At 74.0% G+C, this 14,831-nt stretch carries 15 protein-coding genes; 10 read left to right on the forward strand and 5 right to left on the reverse strand.

Annotation, left to right across the window (positions count from 1 at the left end; all coding sequences use genetic code 11):
- Nucleotides 1–39 precede the first annotated feature (39 nt).
- Nucleotides 40–2,232 carry a S9 family peptidase gene (locus tag FYW95_RS14765; protein ID WP_160050427.1) on the reverse strand — a complete coding sequence of 731 codons (2,193 nt, stop codon included), beginning with the start codon at nucleotides 2,230–2,232 and terminating at the stop codon, nucleotides 40–42.
- A 150-nt stretch (nucleotides 2,233–2,382) separates the two neighbouring features.
- Here FYW95_RS14765 and mshB point away from each other — a divergent pair, with 150 nt between their 5' ends.
- Both mshB and FYW95_RS14775 read left to right on the forward strand, forming a co-directional pair.
- A complete protein-coding gene (gene mshB / locus FYW95_RS14770; protein ID WP_201294874.1) occupies nucleotides 2,383–3,249 on the forward strand; it encodes an N-acetyl-1-D-myo-inositol-2-amino-2-deoxy-alpha-D-glucopyranoside deacetylase in 867 nt (288 codons plus the stop codon).
- A 36-nt stretch (nucleotides 3,250–3,285) separates the two neighbouring features.
- Complete coding sequence (locus FYW95_RS14775) at nucleotides 3,286–3,783, forward strand: hypothetical protein (RefSeq protein WP_201294875.1); 498 nt, start codon at nucleotides 3,286–3,288, stop codon at nucleotides 3,781–3,783.
- Here FYW95_RS14775 and FYW95_RS14780 read toward each other — a convergent pair.
- From FYW95_RS14780 to FYW95_RS28230, 3 genes are all read right to left on the reverse strand, one after another.
- A complete protein-coding gene (locus tag FYW95_RS14780; protein ID WP_159945579.1) occupies nucleotides 3,750–4,784 on the reverse strand; it encodes a site-2 protease family protein in 1,035 nt (344 codons plus the stop codon). The two genes, FYW95_RS14775 and FYW95_RS14780, sit on opposite strands and share 34 nt — an antisense overlap.
- Before the next feature lie 93 nt (nucleotides 4,785–4,877).
- Nucleotides 4,878–6,239 (reverse strand): hypothetical protein, encoded by a 1,362-nt coding sequence (locus tag FYW95_RS14785; RefSeq protein WP_159945578.1) that lies wholly within the window; start codon nucleotides 6,237–6,239, stop codon nucleotides 4,878–4,880.
- Between the two features lie 225 nt (nucleotides 6,240–6,464).
- Nucleotides 6,465–6,722, reverse strand: a complete 258-nt coding sequence (locus FYW95_RS28230) for a putative acetyltransferase (protein ID WP_159945577.1) — start codon at nucleotides 6,720–6,722, stop codon at nucleotides 6,465–6,467.
- Nucleotides 6,723–6,905: 183 nt separating this feature from the next.
- Between FYW95_RS28230 and fdxA the strand changes: the two genes are divergently transcribed.
- Both fdxA and dapC read left to right on the forward strand, forming a co-directional pair.
- On the forward strand, nucleotides 6,906–7,226 hold the full coding sequence (fdxA, locus tag FYW95_RS14795; RefSeq protein ID WP_159945576.1) for a ferredoxin: 321 nt from the start codon (nucleotides 6,906–6,908) through the stop codon (nucleotides 7,224–7,226).
- A 155-nt stretch (nucleotides 7,227–7,381) separates the two neighbouring features.
- Entirely contained in the window at nucleotides 7,382–8,488 is a 1,107-nt protein-coding gene (dapC, locus tag FYW95_RS14800) for a succinyldiaminopimelate transaminase (RefSeq protein ID WP_159945575.1), read from the forward strand.
- A gap of 83 nt (nucleotides 8,489–8,571) precedes the next feature.
- Here dapC and FYW95_RS14805 read toward each other — a convergent pair whose 3' ends face one another.
- Nucleotides 8,572–9,453, reverse strand: a complete 882-nt coding sequence (locus FYW95_RS14805; protein ID WP_159945574.1) for a hypothetical protein — start codon at nucleotides 9,451–9,453, stop codon at nucleotides 8,572–8,574.
- A gap of 202 nt (nucleotides 9,454–9,655) precedes the next feature.
- Here FYW95_RS14805 and FYW95_RS14810 point away from each other — a divergent pair, with 202 nt between their 5' ends.
- The 6 genes from FYW95_RS14810 (at nucleotide 9,656) to FYW95_RS14835 (ending at nucleotide 14,806) form a co-directional block, all read left to right on the forward strand.
- Entirely contained in the window at nucleotides 9,656–10,492 is an 837-nt protein-coding gene (locus FYW95_RS14810; RefSeq protein ID WP_159940356.1) for a 2,3,4,5-tetrahydropyridine-2,6-dicarboxylate N-succinyltransferase, read from the forward strand.
- A 238-nt stretch (nucleotides 10,493–10,730) separates the two neighbouring features.
- Entirely contained in the window at nucleotides 10,731–11,795 is a 1,065-nt protein-coding gene (gene dapE, locus FYW95_RS14815; protein ID WP_159940358.1) for a succinyl-diaminopimelate desuccinylase, read from the forward strand.
- A gap of 123 nt (nucleotides 11,796–11,918) precedes the next feature.
- Complete coding sequence (locus FYW95_RS14820) at nucleotides 11,919–12,704, forward strand: LOG family protein (protein ID WP_159940360.1); 786 nt, start codon at nucleotides 11,919–11,921, stop codon at nucleotides 12,702–12,704.
- Between the two features lie 99 nt (nucleotides 12,705–12,803).
- Nucleotides 12,804–13,355, forward strand: a complete 552-nt coding sequence (locus FYW95_RS28235; protein ID WP_236567600.1) for a hypothetical protein — start codon at nucleotides 12,804–12,806, stop codon at nucleotides 13,353–13,355.
- A 209-nt stretch (nucleotides 13,356–13,564) separates the two neighbouring features.
- On the forward strand, nucleotides 13,565–14,161 hold the full coding sequence (locus tag FYW95_RS14830) for a hypothetical protein (protein ID WP_159940362.1): 597 nt from the start codon (nucleotides 13,565–13,567) through the stop codon (nucleotides 14,159–14,161).
- A gap of 477 nt (nucleotides 14,162–14,638) precedes the next feature.
- A complete protein-coding gene (locus FYW95_RS14835) occupies nucleotides 14,639–14,806 on the forward strand; it encodes a DUF3117 domain-containing protein (protein ID WP_017570816.1) in 168 nt (55 codons plus the stop codon).
- Nucleotides 14,807–14,831: the final 25 nt, after the last annotated feature.

The following is a 14,831-nucleotide window of genomic DNA, read 5'->3' on the forward strand; positions in this document are numbered from 1 at the left end:
GCGCGGTCCACCGCGCACGGCACCGGTCGCGGGAGCGGGTCACTCGCCCCGGAGGTTGTCCTTGAGGAACCGCACCTGCAACAGCATGAGGTTCTCCGCCACGGTCGGGTCCGAGGGGGAGTGCGTCACCCCCGACAGCGGCAGCACCGTGTGCGGGCGGCCCGCCGCCATCAGCGCCGACGACATCCGCTGCGTGTGCGCGAAGGCCACGTTGTCGTCCGCCAGACCGTGGATCATCATCAGGGGCCGTTCCAGCCCGGCCGCGTCCTCCAGCAGGGAACTGCGCTCGTAGGCCTTCGGCTCGGCCTCGGGCGTGCCCAGGTAGCGCTCGGTGTAGTGGGTGTCGTACAGCGCCCAGTCGATCACCGGCGCCCCCGCCACGGCCGCGTGGAACACGTCCGGGCGGCGCAGCACGGCCAGCGCCGCGAGGTACCCGCCGAACGACCAGCCCTGGACGCCCACGCGCGACAGGTCCAGGCAGCCGAACCGCTCCGCCGCGTCGCGCAGGGCCGTCACCTGGTCCTCCAGGACCGGCCCGGCCAGGTCCAGGTGCACGCTCCGCTCCCACTCCACGCCGATCCCCGGGGTGCCCCGGCCGTCGGCGATGAGCACCGCGAACCCCTGCTCCGCGTACCACTGGGAGGTCAGGTAGGCGCCGCGCGCGTGCAGCACCCGCTGCGCGTGCGGGCCGCCGTAGGGGGCCACCAGCACCGGCAGCGGGCGCTGCTCGGGCCGGTACCAGGACGGCAGCACCAGCGCGGCCGGGATCCCCCGCTCGCCCGCGCGCCAGAACTCCACCCGGGGCTCGGGCAGGTCCGGCGCCTCGGCCAGGCTCTCGATCTCGGTGCAGGCGCGGCGGGTCTCGGTGCTCGCCCCGCGCAGCACCAGCGTGCGCACGCCCGCGAAGTCCATCGACCGGTGCTGCACCACCAGGGTGTCGCCGCGCAGGCGCCCCGAGCGCACACCGCTGTGCGCGCCCGCGTCCGTGGCGGTCGAGCACCCGTGGCCGGGCACCTCCACCGGCGCGGACAGGCCCGTGTCCAGCTCGACCAGCCACAGCGACACGTCGCCCGGGCTCGCGGCGGGCGAACCCGAGTACAGGATCCGGTCGCCGTCCACGTCCACCACGCCGCGCACGTACACGTCGGCCGGGCTGACCGGGTCGTCGCCCACGTAGACGCGGCGCTCACCGCCCGCCTCGCGGCCGATCCACACCAGGTCGCCCGCCCTGGTGTAGGCGGGCACCCCCGGCATGATCTCGACCCACACGTCGTCGGACTCGGTGCGCACCGGCGCGACCAGGCCGGTCGCCGGGTCGGCGCTGAACAGGGTGAGGGTGCGCTGGTCGCGGCTCTGCGCGGTGAACACCAGGGTCGGCGTCCCGTCGGGGCCGCTCGTCCAGCCCACGGTCGCCAGGTAGGGCAGCCCGTCGCGGTCCCACTCCACCCAGGAGGGCTCGGGGCGCTCCCCGCTCCCCGAACCCACCGGGAGGACCGCCAGGCTCACGTCGGCGTTGGTCCCGCCCGCGGGCGGGTAGCGCAGCGCGGCGGGCTCCTGTCCGGGGCGGCCGGGGTCGGAGACGTACCAGGTGTTGACCTGCGACTCGTCCACCCGGGTGACGGCCAGGGCGGAGCCGTCCGGGGCCCACCAGAAGCCCCGGTAGCGCCCCATCTCCTCGGCGGCCACGAGTTCGGCCAGGCCCCAGGAGACGTTCGGGCCGTCCGGTTCGACGACCGCCCGGTCGCCGTGGCCGGGCCGGGCGTCGGAGACCTCGATGACGCGGACGGCGCCGCCGCTGACGTAGGCGACGCGGTCGCCCGCCGGGCTGATCCGCGGGTCCACGACGGGGGTGGCGGCGGGCAGCTCGCGTGGCGCGGTGTCGTCGCCGACCAGGTCGACGTAGAACAGCCGCCCGGACAGCGTGAACACGGCCCGGGTGAACGCGTCGTCCACCGAGTAGGACACGATGCCGCCGCCGCTCTCGCGCAGCCGCTCGCGGCGGGCCCGCTCCTCGGGGGGCAGGTTCTCGTCGTCGGCGCCCAGCGCCCGGGGGTCGGCGAGCACCGTGGCGGTCCCCGACTCCGCCTCGTGGACCCACAGGCAGGTGGCGGTGTCCACCCCGTCGCGTCCCCGGAGGAAGGCGACGCGGCCTCCGTCCGGCGAGATCTCGAACGCGCGCGGGACGCCGATCGTGAAGCGTTGGGTACGGGCCTGTTGGCGAGGAAAGCTCATAGGGCGATTGTGGCCCATGTCGCGTCCGACCGGGGCGGGTGCGGGAGCCGGGGCCGTGGACGGGGGGAGCCGGGGCCGTGAACGGAGGGGACCGATCCGCATGTCCGATCCGGGAGGTGGCGCGCGGCCGCGGCCGGTATCGTTCACCGGGTGACTGACAGGCGACTGATGATGGTGCACGCGCACCCTGACGACGAGAGCATCGTCACCGGGGCCACCCTGGCCAAGTACGCGGCGGAGGGGGCCGGTGTCACCCTGGTGACCTGCACGCTGGGCGAGGAGGGCGAGGTCATCCCGCCCGAGCTGGCGCACCTGGCCTCCGACCGCGAGGACACTCTGGGCGAGTACCGGATCGGTGAGCTCGACAAGGCCTGCCTGGCCTTGGGCGTACGCGATCACCGCTTCCTGGGCGGCCCCGGCCACTACCGGGACTCGGGGATGATGGGCTCGCCCACCAACGAGCACCCGGACGCCTTCTGGGGCGCGGACGTGGAGGATGCCGCCACGCGGCTGGCCGAGATCATCCGCGAGGTGCGCCCGCACGTGCTGGTCAGCTACGACGAGTACGGGGGCTACGGCCACCCCGACCACATCCAGGCGCACCGGGTCACCCGCCGGGCCTTCCTGCGCGCCGCCGAGCGGTCCCTGCCCGGCACGCCCTGGCGGGTGAGCAAGCTCTACGCCGTGGCCCAGCCCGTCTCGCGCATCGAGGAGTCCATCGCGCGGCTGCGGGAGGAACCCGGCCCCTTCACCCCGCCCACCCGGGTGTCCGACATCGCCCGGGGCACCCCCGACACGGCGGTGACCACCCGGGTGGACGCCACCGACCACTGGGCGGCCAAGGCGCTGGCGATGCGCTCCCACGCCACGCAGATCACCGTGGACGGCGAGCGGTTCGCGCTGTCCAACGGCATCGCCCAGGAGATCGACGCGGTCGAGCACTTCACCCTGCTGGTGGGCTCCGCCCCGCGCACCGCCCCCGGCGAGTACGAGACCGACCTCTTCGCGGGGCTTTGACGGGAGTCGTGGGGGAAGCGTCTAACCTCGTTGCCTGTGAGCACTCCTGAGCCCCTCGCGCCGGCCGAGAAGGACCCCTCCGCGGCACTGTCACCTCTGCTGACCGCGGCCACCCTCGTGGTGGTGCTGGCGCTCGGCGTCCTGGCGGGGCTGCTCTCCACCACGGGCGCGGGCTGGCTGACCCGCTACTGGGGCGCGGGACAGCCGGTCCCGGCGCTGGCGGTCGCCGCCCTGCTGGTCTTCCTGGCCCTGCTGTACACGGGGTGCCGTCTGTGCGCGTGGGGCAGCCGCCGCCCCTCCGCCGCGGTGTTCTTCGCGGTGGGTTTCCTGGCCTCGGTCATCGCCCTGGTCGGCTACGTCCCCGGCGGTGACCTGGTGCTCACCAACCACCTGATGCACAACGCCTACCTGTTCGGGTCGATGCTGGTGCTGGTGCTCGCGGTCATCCGCAGCCGGGTGTTCCTCCCCGCCTCGGCGCTTCCCCGCCCGGAGCCCGCCGGTCAGGCCCAGAACTGGAGCAGCAGCTCGCCGTAGAAGACGATCCCGGGGAACACCGGGTTGGGCAGGACCAGGCCGAACAGGCCGTAGACCAGCTCGACGAGCGCGTCGTTGAGGCCGGGGAACCACAGGACGGCGAACACGGCCACCGAGCCGAACAGCGCGTTGGCCCGCGCGGCCGGGACCCAGGAGGCGCGGGTCAGCGCGGCCAGCACCTCGAAGCCGTCCAGGCCCGGCACCGGCAGCAGGTTGACCAGGGCGGCGGTCAGGTTGGCGAAGCACAGGAACGCCATCGCCGAGATCGCCCAGTTGGTGGTGTCGTTGCCCGGGGGCACCAGGACCGACACGGCGGCGGCCAGCGCGGCGGCCAGCAGGAGGCTGGCCAGGGGTCCGGCGAGCGCCACCAGGACGCGGCGGCCCCGGGACGGGATCCGCTCCCAGTCCACCTGGGCGGGCGGCCCGGTCATGCCGAAGGGGCCCAGGCACAGGTAGGCCGAGGACAGCACCAGGCCCGCGAAGGCGTGGCGGTAGGCGAACGGGTTCAGCCGCAGGTAGGCGCTGCCGCGCAGCGAGCGGTCACCCGACAGGTAGGCGGCGAGCGCGTGCGCGAACTCGTGCACGGCCAGCGAGACGATCCAGCCGAGCAGGATGAGCAGCGGTGGGATGAGCGGGGTGACGGTGGTGCCCTCGGCGGCCCAGTCCAGCTCCACGGCCCGCCAGGACAGCCAGCCCGCGAACCCGGTCAGGCCCAGCAGCAGGACGAACACCGGGCTGGGCAGGAAGTCGGCCCAGCCCTGAGCGGGCGCCTCCCCGGGCGCCCCGCCGGACTCCGCGTCCCCGCCGTCGGCCCTCTCGTCCGCGGGCGCACCGGCGTCCTCCACGACCCTCCCGGGGGCGGCGGTGTCGGGCCGGTCCTGCCCGAGGCCGGGCCGGTTGAGGGCGTCCTCGGGCATCTGCTCCCACGGGTCGGGGCCGACCGCCCCGGCGGACTCGGGCGCGTTGGTCGTCTCCGCCTTCTGCGGATCGGGCGTGGGCATGGTGCTCCTGCTGCTCGCGGCTGGTTCCCGCTCCAGGTTAGGCCCTGTCCGGTACCCCCGCGCAGCGGGTGCCTGGCACCGGCCCGCACCCTCCTAGACCACGGCGCGGGGCGCCACCGCGGACTGGTGCAGGCAGGCGATCGCGAAGGCCCGGCCCGAGGGCGTGAGCTCCCGGTGCCCGGAGCCGTCGTCGTCGGTGAGCAGCCCCAGGGCCTCCAGCAGCCAGCCCACCGCCATCACCACGGCGCGCACCTGGTCCGAGGCGGTCTCCGCGGTCCGCCGGTGCGAGGCCGCGTGCCGACCGGCGGCCACCGGGGGCTCCACCGGCACCCACCCGGACTCGGTCAGCGCCCGCTCGGCCGCCGCCACGTCCGACTCGCCGCGGCGCGCGTGCGAGCCGGTGCCCTGGGGGGTGCGCGCCAACAGGATCCCGAGCAGCGTCTCGGCGGCGGCCTGCTCCAGCCCCCCGACGCGGCACAGCGCCTCGGCGGCCGAACGCCACAGCGCCTCGGGGTCCTCGCGCAGCTGGCGGCCGCGCCGGGTCAGCACCAGGCGCCGCGCCGACCGGCGCACCGCCCGCATGCCGCGCAGCGCCTGGTGCAGCGCGATCAGGTGGGTGGCGTCGGTCTCGCTGCGCGGCGGCTCGGGCGTGGTCCGCCAGCCGAAGTCCTCGCACATCTGCCGCACCACCGCCGGCGCGATGTAGCCGATCTGGGTGAGCGCGATGCCGTCCGCCGCCAGGTCCAGCAGCCGCTGGAGCGGGGCCATCGCAGAGTCCGCGGCGCGCGGCACGTCCGCGCCCGCGATGATCTGCCCCACGAGCGGCCACAGGCGCTGGCGGTGCGGGTGCGCCGACGAGCCCAGCCAGGCGCGCACGCGCTCCTCGCGGATCCGGTCCAGGTGGCTGAGCCCGCGGTTGTCCGGCTGGGTGAGGAACGCGCGGGTGAACCGCTCCTGCGCCGGGCGCCAGCCGCGCTTGCCCGGGCGCACGTCGTGCAGGGAGATCGCCAGTTCCAGGGCGGAGGCGGTCTCGTGGCGGGCCCGGAGCTCGGCGTCGCCCACCGCCGTGCCCCAGGTGAGTTCGGGCAGGTCGGGCGGTTCCACCCCCGACTCCCACATGAGCCGTTCGTACATGGCGAGCCCGGCGGCGTGGTCCTCGGCGTAGACGGCGAGCAGCGCGGCGGTCTCGGTGGACGAGCAGATCTGCGAGTACCGGTACAGCTGGAGGAGGCTGAAGAGGGTGCCCAGGGAGCGCACGGCGAACAGCTGGTCGTCGGTGGAGTCCTGGTAGCGGACCGGGAGCTCGAACCAGCAGAACCGCTGGACGGCGTGCTGGTTGAGCCGCTCGATCTCCTGGCCGGGGGCCAGCGTCTCCAACGCCGACCGGGCCACGTCGGCCGCCCGCCCGTCCCGCCGGGCCAGCTCGGCGAGGGCGGACGCTACTGCTTCACGCATGTGGGCGCTCACCACCTCCCCGCGTACCGGGCGCCCGTTCCGCGTGGATGTGCCGCCGGGGGGCGCGATGCTTCGTCGTGGGTCCCGAGCGCTGGCTGGGGGCCTGTTCGGGACTGTGCGTCTTCTACCCCGCGCGGGGGAGAAGAATGCCTCTGTTCAGGCGTGACATGCGCGCCGACCGCCGGGCGGGCGGCGCCTGTGCGTGGGTCGGGGCGCGGTGGGTGTTCAGGGCGCCTGCGGAGGGCGCCCGCCGCGACGGCGGGGGGGAACGGGGGGAACGACACGGCTCGCGGCGACGGTCGCCTCGGCGACCTCCACCGCGGAACCGTCGCGTCGGCGCACGGTGAGGACACCGTCGTCCCACGACTCCACGACACCGACGATATCGGTGAACCCGCCCTCGGGGAGGCGGATTCGCAGAGAGACACGGCGGCCGGTGTCCCGCGGGGTGATCCGGTGCACGAGACGTCCCCTGATGTGCATGGAAGTGCCCCCCGATTGTGCGCTGCGTGTTCCTGAGCGCCATACTAGGAGTACGACATCTGTGCCAATCGCTTGCAGAGCCCGAGAGCGGGGCGGAGCGCCCGCACGCCTCCCCCGCCCCGAGCCTCTGAAAGGTCCCCGCCCTCCCCCGTGGGAAAGCGGGGGTGAGACAAGGAGTACGACGTGACCTACGTCATCGCGCAGCCCTGTGTTGATGTGCTGGACAAGGCGTGCATTGACGAGTGCCCCGTGGACTGCATCTACGAGGGCGAGCGCATGCTCTATATCCACCCGGACGAGTGCGTTGACTGCGGTGCGTGTGAGCCGGTCTGCCCGGTGGAGGCCATCTACTACGAGGACGACCTGCCCGAGCAGTGGTCCGACTTCTACAAGGCCAACGTCGACTTCTTCGACGACCTGGGCTCCCCGGGCGGCGCCTCCAAGGTCGGCAAGATCGACCGGGACCACCCGCTCGTGGCCAAGCTGCCCCCGCAGGCGGAGTAGCACGGCGGCGCCGGGCGCGTCCCGGCGGCCGTGAACCGCGCGCGCCCACCCGGCGCAGAGGGTGCGCGCCCCAGAGGCGACGTGTCGCGCCGGTCCCGCGTGGCGGGACCGGCGCGATTCCTGTGGCGACCCCGAACCGGATGGAGTGTGCACCGATGGCCGAACGGCGACCCGTGGCGGACCGGCTTCCGACCTTCCCGTGGGACCGGCTGGCGCCGTACAAGCACAGGGCCGCGGAGCACCCCGACGGCATCGCCGACCTGTCCGTGGGCACCCCGGTCGACCCGGTGCCGCCCCTCCTGCGCAAGGCCGTCGCCGACGCCGCCGACGCGCCCGGGTACCCGGCGACCTGGGGCACGCCTGAGCTGCGCGCCTCCGTCCGGGGCTGGCTGGAGCGCCGCCACGGCGTGCGCGTGGCCGAGGGCGCGGTCCTTCCCACCGTGGGCTCCAAGGAGCTCGTGGCCTGGCTGCCCACCCTCCTGGGGCTGGGGCCGGGCGACACGGTCGTGCACCCCGAGCTGGCCTACCCCACCTACGACATCGGCGCGCGGATCGCGGGCGCCACCCCGGTGGCCTCCGACGGCCTCACCTCCCTCGGTCCGGCCCCGGCGGGCCTGGTGTGGGTCAACTCCCCGAGCAACCCGACCGGCCGGGTGCTGGGCGTTCCGCACCTGCGCAAGGTCGTGGAGTGGGCCCGCCAGCGCGGCGCCGTCGTCGCCTCCGACGAGTGCTACCTGGATCTGGGCTGGGACGGCACCGAGCCGGTGTCCATCCTGCACCCGGACGTGTGCGGCGGCTCCCACGACAACCTCCTGGCCGTGCACTCGCTCTCCAAGCGCTCCAACCTCGCCGGGTACCGCGCGGCCTTCGTCGCAGGGGACCCCGCACTGGTCGAGGAGCTGCTGGCGGTGCGCAAGCACGCCGGGATGATCGTCCCCGCGCCGGTCCAGGCCGCCATGGGCGCCGCCCTGGACGACGACGCGCACGCCGCCGAGCAGAAGGAGCGCTACCGCTTCCGGCGCGCCCGGCTCCGCGAGGCCTTCGAAGGGGCGGGCTGGCGGATCGAGCACTCCGAGGCCGGGCTCTACCTGTGGGCCAGCCACCCCGACCACGACGCCTGGGGCGCGGTCGCCCACCTCGCCGAACGCGGCGTCCTGGTCGCCCCGGGCGACTTCTACGGCCCCGCCGGGGCCGGCCACGTGCGGGTGGCGTTCACCGCCACCGACGAGCGCGTGGAGGCCGCGGCCAAGCGCCTGGCCTGACGCCCCCGGCCCGGCGGCTTCCGCGCCTCCGGGGCGGTCAGCGCGGCCCCGGGGCCCGCCCGGGCGCGTCCGCCGGAGGCCCCCTACCGCAGGACGAGGCTCCCGGCGGTGTCGGCGTCCTGGATCCCGGTCCAGGCCTCGGCGCCGTCCACCCCGTCCGAGACGCTCCAGCGCTGGTCGCCGTAGGACACCGAGGTCAGCCCGTACTCCTCGGCGTGGGCCACCGCCCACAGGGCCATCGCCCAGCCGAGGTCGCCGGTCCGCGGCTCCTGCTCCCCGTCCAGCGGCAGGGATGACGGATCGGTGCCGAACACCCTGGCCATCTCCTCCTCGGCGCCGACCACGTCCGCCTGGCCCGACCGCAGCGACTCCACCGTCTCGGCGTCGTACCAGCAGGTCATGGCGGGCCCGAGGGCTCCGGTGAACACGTCGGCCATCCGCGCGGACAGCTGCTCGTGCTGGTCGTAGGCGTAGCCGTCCGCGCTGTGCTGCACGGCCTGGGCCGCCTCGAAGACCGGGATGGTGTCCCAGCCGTTCACCTCCACCAGCTCGTCGTAGAACGCGCCGCTGGCGTAGACCGGGTCGAGGATGTCCTGCGGGTCGCCCCACTCCTGGGAGGGCCGCTGCTGGAACAGGCCCAGGGAGTCCCGGTCGCCGTACTCCAGGTTGTAGAAGGCCGACTCCTGCCACACCGTGGCGTAGGCGATGGTCACCGCCTCGGGGGGCAGGTCCCGGCTGAAGGCCACACCGCCGACGGTCGCCGCGCTCACCGCCTGGCGGGGGTCCATCGCGTACGTGTCGTCGGCCATGTCCAGGCGGCAGCCCGGTTCGGGCGGGGGAGTGGTGTCGAGCGGTTCGAACGTGGTCAGCACGTAGTAGGCCCCGGCGACGAGCGAACCGCACACGAGGACCAGGGCGATCAGGATCTTGGCGAAGGCGGAGAGCCTACGGCGCTTACTGGGCACAGGCGAACCAAGGGTCGGCGACAGAAGGAGCGCGCTGCCGGGGAGAGAGGGCTCCCCCGGGCCGCGCGGGGTGCGCACGCGGCGCCATGACCGCAGTGTAGTCGGCTCGGCGTGAAGCGACAGAGCGCCCGTACGGCGGCGATCGGTACATCCCGGACGGCGGTGCCCGCGCACCCGCCGCGAGCGGCTAACGTGTGTGCACATGACCAGCTCGTACTCCAGCCCACTGCCCGACCAGATCGACGAACTCTGGGAGCGGCGCACCGAACTCACCCCCGCCCACACCGAGGCGCGTGAGGTCATCACCGGCGCGATCGACCAGATCGACGAGGGCAAGGCCCGCGTGGCCTTCGTCGACCCCTCCACCGACGAGGTCGTCGTCGACGAGCGCGCCAAGCGCTCCATCCTGCTCGGCTTCAAGGTCCTGGACATGAAGGAGTCGCAGGTCGGCGACTTCTACCACCACGACCGCATGCCGCTCAAGACCCGCTTCGACGGCGTCCGCGTCGTCGCGGGAGCGATCGCCCGCTGGGGCTCCTACCTCGCCCCCGGCGTCGTCCTCATGCCGTCCTTCACCAACATCGGCGCCTACGTCGGCTCCGGCACGATGGTGGACACCTGGGCCACGGTCGGCTCCTGCGCCCAGGTGGGCGAGAACGTCCACCTGTCCGGCGGCGTCGGCGTCGGCGGCGTCCTGGAGCCCCCGCAGGCCTCCCCGGTCGTCATCGAGGACGAGGCCTTCCTCGGCTCCCGCAGCATGGTCGTCGAGGGCGCGCGCGTGCGCCGGGGCGCCAAGCTCGGGGCGGGCACCATCCTGACCTCCTCCACCCGCGTGTTCGACGCCGAGACCGGCGAGGAGCTCGCGCGCGGCGAGGCCCCGGCCTGGTCGGTGTGCGTCACCGCCAACCGCGTCAAGAGCTTCCCCGGCGGCGACTTCGGCATGCCGGTCCTGCTGGTGCTCAAGCGCCTGGCCGAGGGCCAGGAGCACGACAAGCTCGCGCTGAACGACCTGCTCCGCGAGCACGGCGTCAACGCCTGACCCGGCCCCGCTACACCACCGGGGCGCCCCCCTCCGCGCGAAGGGGGGCGCCCCGGCGCGTTCGGGGGCCGGGACCCCGCGGCGCCCCGCCGATCCGCCGCCTCCGGCTCCGCGCCCGCGGCTGACCACGGGCCCCGGCGGCCGTAGCCGGTCGGCCGCCGGCGCCGGGGCGGACGCCTCCGGCCGCGGCACTAGGGTGGTCTGCGCGATCCACCGACTTCCCGAAGCGAGGCGACACATGCTGGACCTGACCTCGGACGCCGCGGCCCTGACCGCCTCCCTCGTGGACATCCGCTCCGAGAGCGGCGACGAGAAGGTCCTCGCCGACGCGATCGAGGACGCCCTGTCGGGCCTGGACCACCTCACGGTCACCCGCGACGGCGACGCCGTCGTCGCCCGCACCGACCTCGGCCGTCCGCGCCGCGTGGTCATCTCCGGCCACATCGACACCGTCCCCATCGTCGACAACGTCCCCTCCCGCGTCGCCGACGGACGCCTCTACGGGTGCGGCACCTCCGACATGAAGGCCGGGGTCGCGGTCCAGCTGCGGCTGGCGGCGCTGGTCACCGAGCCCGTGCACGACCTCACCTACGTGTTCTACGACAACGAGGAGGTCGACGCCTCCCGCAACGGCCTGCTGCGCCTGGCCCGCAACCACCCCGAGTGGCTGGCCGGGGACTTCGCGATCCTCATGGAGCCGACCGACGGCGTCATCGAGGGCGGCTGCCAGGGCACCATGCGGGTGGAGGTCACAGCCCGGGGCAGGCGGGCGCACAGCGCCCGCTCCTGGATGGGGGAGAACGCCATCCACGGCGCCGGGGCGATCCTGGACGTCCTGCGCGCTTACACCCCGCGCGAACCCGAGGTCGAGGGCCTGCGCTTCCACGAGGGCCTCAACGCCGTGTTCATCGAGGGCGGCGTGGCGGGCAACGTCATCCCCGACGAGTGCGTGGTCAAGGTCAACTACCGCTTCGCCCCCGACCTGTCGGTGGCCGACGCCGAGGCGCACCTGCGCGAGGTCTTCGCCGGGTTCGAGGTGCGGGTGGTGGACGCCGCCGCCCCGGCCCGCCCGGGGCTGGACGACCCGGCGGCAGCCGCGTTCGTCGCCGCCGTGGGGGAGGGGAGGGCCCGGGCCAAGCTCGGCTGGACCGACGTGTCCCGCTTCTCCGAGCTGGGCGTCCCCGCCGTCAACTACGGACCCGGGGACCCCCTGCTGGCCCACACCAGGGACGAGTACGCCGAGCTCGCCCGGATCCACGAGGCCGAGGAGCGCATGGTCGCCTGGCTCACCGGCGAGCGCTGAGGCTCCCACCGGGCCGCAGGGCGGTCCGACCGGGTCTTTCACGGCGGATCGGCCGTTTCCGGCCACCGCTGGGACACGTGTGGTTCAGGTGTGAGCGGGTTCTGCACGGATAGCTTGTACGGCATGACGGAAGCACACGAGCAGGTACGACGGGCGGGCCCCCTCACCTACCGGGGCACCTCCATCCCCAACACCACCACAGACCAGCGCCTCCTGGACCAGCGGGGGCCCACGGACTGGGTGCACACCGACCCCTGGCGGGTGCTGCGCATCCAGTCGGAGTTCGTGGAGGGTTTCGGCCTACTGTCGGAGCTGCCCTCGGCGGTGAGCGTGTTCGGCTCGGCCAGGATCCGGCCCGGGGACCGCTACTACGACCTGGGCGTCGAGGTGGGCGCCAAGCTCGCGCGGGCCGGGTACGCGACCATCACCGGGGGCGGTCCCGGCATGATGGAGGCCGCCAACAAGGGCGCCCAGGAGGCGGGCGGGCTGTCCGTGGGCCTGGGCATCGAGCTGCCCTTCGAGCAGACGCTCAACGACTACATCGACATGGGCATGACCTTCCGGTACTTCTTCGTGCGCAAGACGATGTTCGTCAAGTACTCGCAGGCCTTCGTGGTGCTGCCCGGCGGGTTCGGAACCCTGGACGAGCTCTTCGAGGCGGCCACCCTCGTGCAGACCAGGAAGGTCACCCGGTTCCCCATCGTGCTGGTCGGCACGGAGTTCTGGGGCGGGATGCGGGACTGGATCCGCGGCAGCCTCATGGAGAACGGGCTGATCAAGGAGGAGGACATGGAGCTGGTCCAGGCGGTGGACGACCCCGACGAGGTCATCGACATCATCGGCAAGGCCCACCTGGACATCGCCCGCCAGCACGAGGAGTCGGAGGTCAGGCCCGGCCCCGAGCAGTAGCGGGGCGCCGGCCTCCCGCGGGCACGGGCCGTCGCGCGGCCGACGGCCCGTGCCCGACGCCACCCCTGGCGGCCGACCGGGTATGGCACGATCGTGTCCGTGCCTGTTCTCATCATGGTCCTCCTCGCCGCCGCCGCCCTGGCCGTGCTCGTCGGCGTCGTGTACGTCGTACTGGGCAAGGGCGGCCAACTCGCCCGCTTCGAGGCCGACTACCCCCCGCTGAACCTGCCCGACGACCGCCCCGTCCGGGCCTTCGACCTGGGCCGCCTGCTGCTGCCCCTGGCCCTGTGGGGCTACCACGTGCGCGCCGTGGACGAACTGCTGCTGCGCCTGACCGCCACGCTGCGCGAGCGCGAGGAGCGGATCCAGGACCTGGAGTGGCGCCTGTCCCGCCTCGACCCCTCCTACGTCCCGGAGGGGACCGGCCCGGTGCCCGGGGCGCACCTGCCCAGCGACGCCGGGAACGCCGGGGACACCGCCGCGGAGTCGGAGGAGGCCGACGGCGCCGCCGGGACCGGGGCCGTGCGGGCCGGTGGTGACACCGGGTCCGGTGGGGACGAGGACGGTGCCGGGGACGGGGGCACCGGCGACGACGCCGGGAGCCCGGCCGACGCGGACACCGGGGGCGAGCCGGCCGACCGCGGCCGCTGACCCGGCCCGCACCGCGCCCGTGTCCCGTCCGGGAGGGCCCCCACCGGGGTCCCGCCCTGAGCTGGCCGTTTCCCGGCACTATGCCGTGCATCACGGTGACAGGTCCGGACATGGGCGGATCGGTGCCCCCGGGTGCTCTATTCTCGTTCGCTGTACCCGCGTACCCCCGCTCCGCCGGAGCGGGTGCAGCACCGTTGAGGATGGCGAGGATGCACACAGCAGCCGAACTGGAGTCGGGAGCTGAGGACAGGCGCGAAGGACCCGCCTCCTCCGCCACCGCGGCCGCCCCCGTACAGCTGTCCCTGTGGCCGCCGCCCAGGTCGACCCGGCACAGCGGCAGGCGCCGCCGTCAGATCGCCGTGCTGGCCGCGGTCGCGCTGACCGTCGTCGTGGTCGGTGGCGGGGCCACCGCCTGGGCCCTGCTCTCCGACGGTGCGGAGGAGGCGGCGGACGAGGGCGGTGCCCCGGCCGACGTCTTCGTCGGCTCCTGGTCCGGGGAGATGGTGCAGGTGGACACCGAGGGCGAGCACGTCGCCGACTGGCACGCCGAGGTGCGCATCGAGGAGGGCGCCGAACGCGGCAGCACCGCCTGGACGACCTTCTCCTGCTCGGGCACGCTCGTGCTGTCCGCCGCCGACAACGACCGGCGCGTCTACGCCTACACCGAGACCGCCGACCCCGAGGAGCGCTGCGTCGAGGACGCGGAGCTGACCGTGTGGCCCGACGCGGACGGCGGCCTCAAGGCCGAGTGGTCCTCGATCACGCGCGAGGGCACCCGCATGATCTCCACGGGCGACCTGAACTGACCCCCGCCGGAGCATCCCGGTCGGCCCGCCCGCCTTCCCCGGCCGGTGCGCCCGGTTCCGGCCGACCCGGTGTCGGCGCGCGGTGGAACGGTGGCCGCCGGAGGGACGAAAGTCCAGCTCGGAGCGGTTACGGGAGTAGTGGCGGCCCGCACGGTTCAACCCGCCGCCGCGGGGCAGGGATCCGTGCGGCCGCTCGCGCTCCCACCGGGTTTCGGTCAGGACCGATATAACCTTACTGACCGACGATTCCTCGTCAGCGGTGGTCGTCGGCGGCGGTCCGGCCGCTGTCCGGCGCACACACGGGGGAGAACCTCCGAGATAATGGTTGAAGAGTGATGCACGTCCCCTGAGCCACAGGGGCACGAGTCGCGCGGAACCGGCCCATGCCTCCGGAGCCGAGCCGGACCAACCGGAACGGCGCCGGTGCTGTGGGTCGGCCCCGGTCACCCGCGAGGAACACCTAGAAAGGGGAATGGCATGGCGGCGATGAAGCCGAGGACCAGCGACGGGCCGATGGAGGTCACCAAGGAGGGTCGCGGCATCATCATGCGGGTCCCGCTGGAGGGCGGCGGACGCCTGGTCGTCGAACTGACGCCGGACGAGGCCACCGAGCTCCGGGACGCGCTCAAGGGTGTCGTCGGCTAGTACCGGCACCACGTTCTTCCCCCAC

This window comes from Nocardiopsis sp. FR4, assembly GCF_009830945.1.
In the GTDB taxonomy this organism is placed as follows: Bacteria; Actinomycetota; Actinomycetes; order Streptosporangiales; family Streptosporangiaceae; genus Nocardiopsis.

Coding starts and splice junctions, on each gene's coding strand:
- FYW95_RS28230 (WP_159945577.1), bottom strand. CDS start 6,722: ATGCACATCAGGGGACGTCTCGTGCACCGGATCACCCCGCGGGACACC.
- FYW95_RS14830 (WP_159940362.1), top strand. CDS start 13,565: ATGCACACAGCAGCCGAACTGGAGTCGGGAGCTGAGGACAGGCGCGAA.
- FYW95_RS14820 (WP_159940360.1), top strand. CDS start 11,919: ATGACGGAAGCACACGAGCAGGTACGACGGGCGGGCCCCCTCACCTAC.
- FYW95_RS14765 (WP_160050427.1), bottom strand. CDS start 2,232: ATGAGCTTTCCTCGCCAACAGGCCCGTACCCAACGCTTCACGATCGGC.
- FYW95_RS14780 (WP_159945579.1), bottom strand. CDS start 4,784: ATGCCCACGCCCGATCCGCAGAAGGCGGAGACGACCAACGCGCCCGAG.
- FYW95_RS14835 (WP_017570816.1), top strand. CDS start 14,639: ATGGCGGCGATGAAGCCGAGGACCAGCGACGGGCCGATGGAGGTCACC.
- dapE (WP_159940358.1), top strand. CDS start 10,731: ATGCTGGACCTGACCTCGGACGCCGCGGCCCTGACCGCCTCCCTCGTG.
- FYW95_RS14785 (WP_159945578.1), bottom strand. CDS start 6,239: ATGCGTGAAGCAGTAGCGTCCGCCCTCGCCGAGCTGGCCCGGCGGGAC.
- FYW95_RS14810 (WP_159940356.1), top strand. CDS start 9,656: ATGACCAGCTCGTACTCCAGCCCACTGCCCGACCAGATCGACGAACTC.
- dapC (WP_159945575.1), top strand. CDS start 7,382: ATGGCCGAACGGCGACCCGTGGCGGACCGGCTTCCGACCTTCCCGTGG.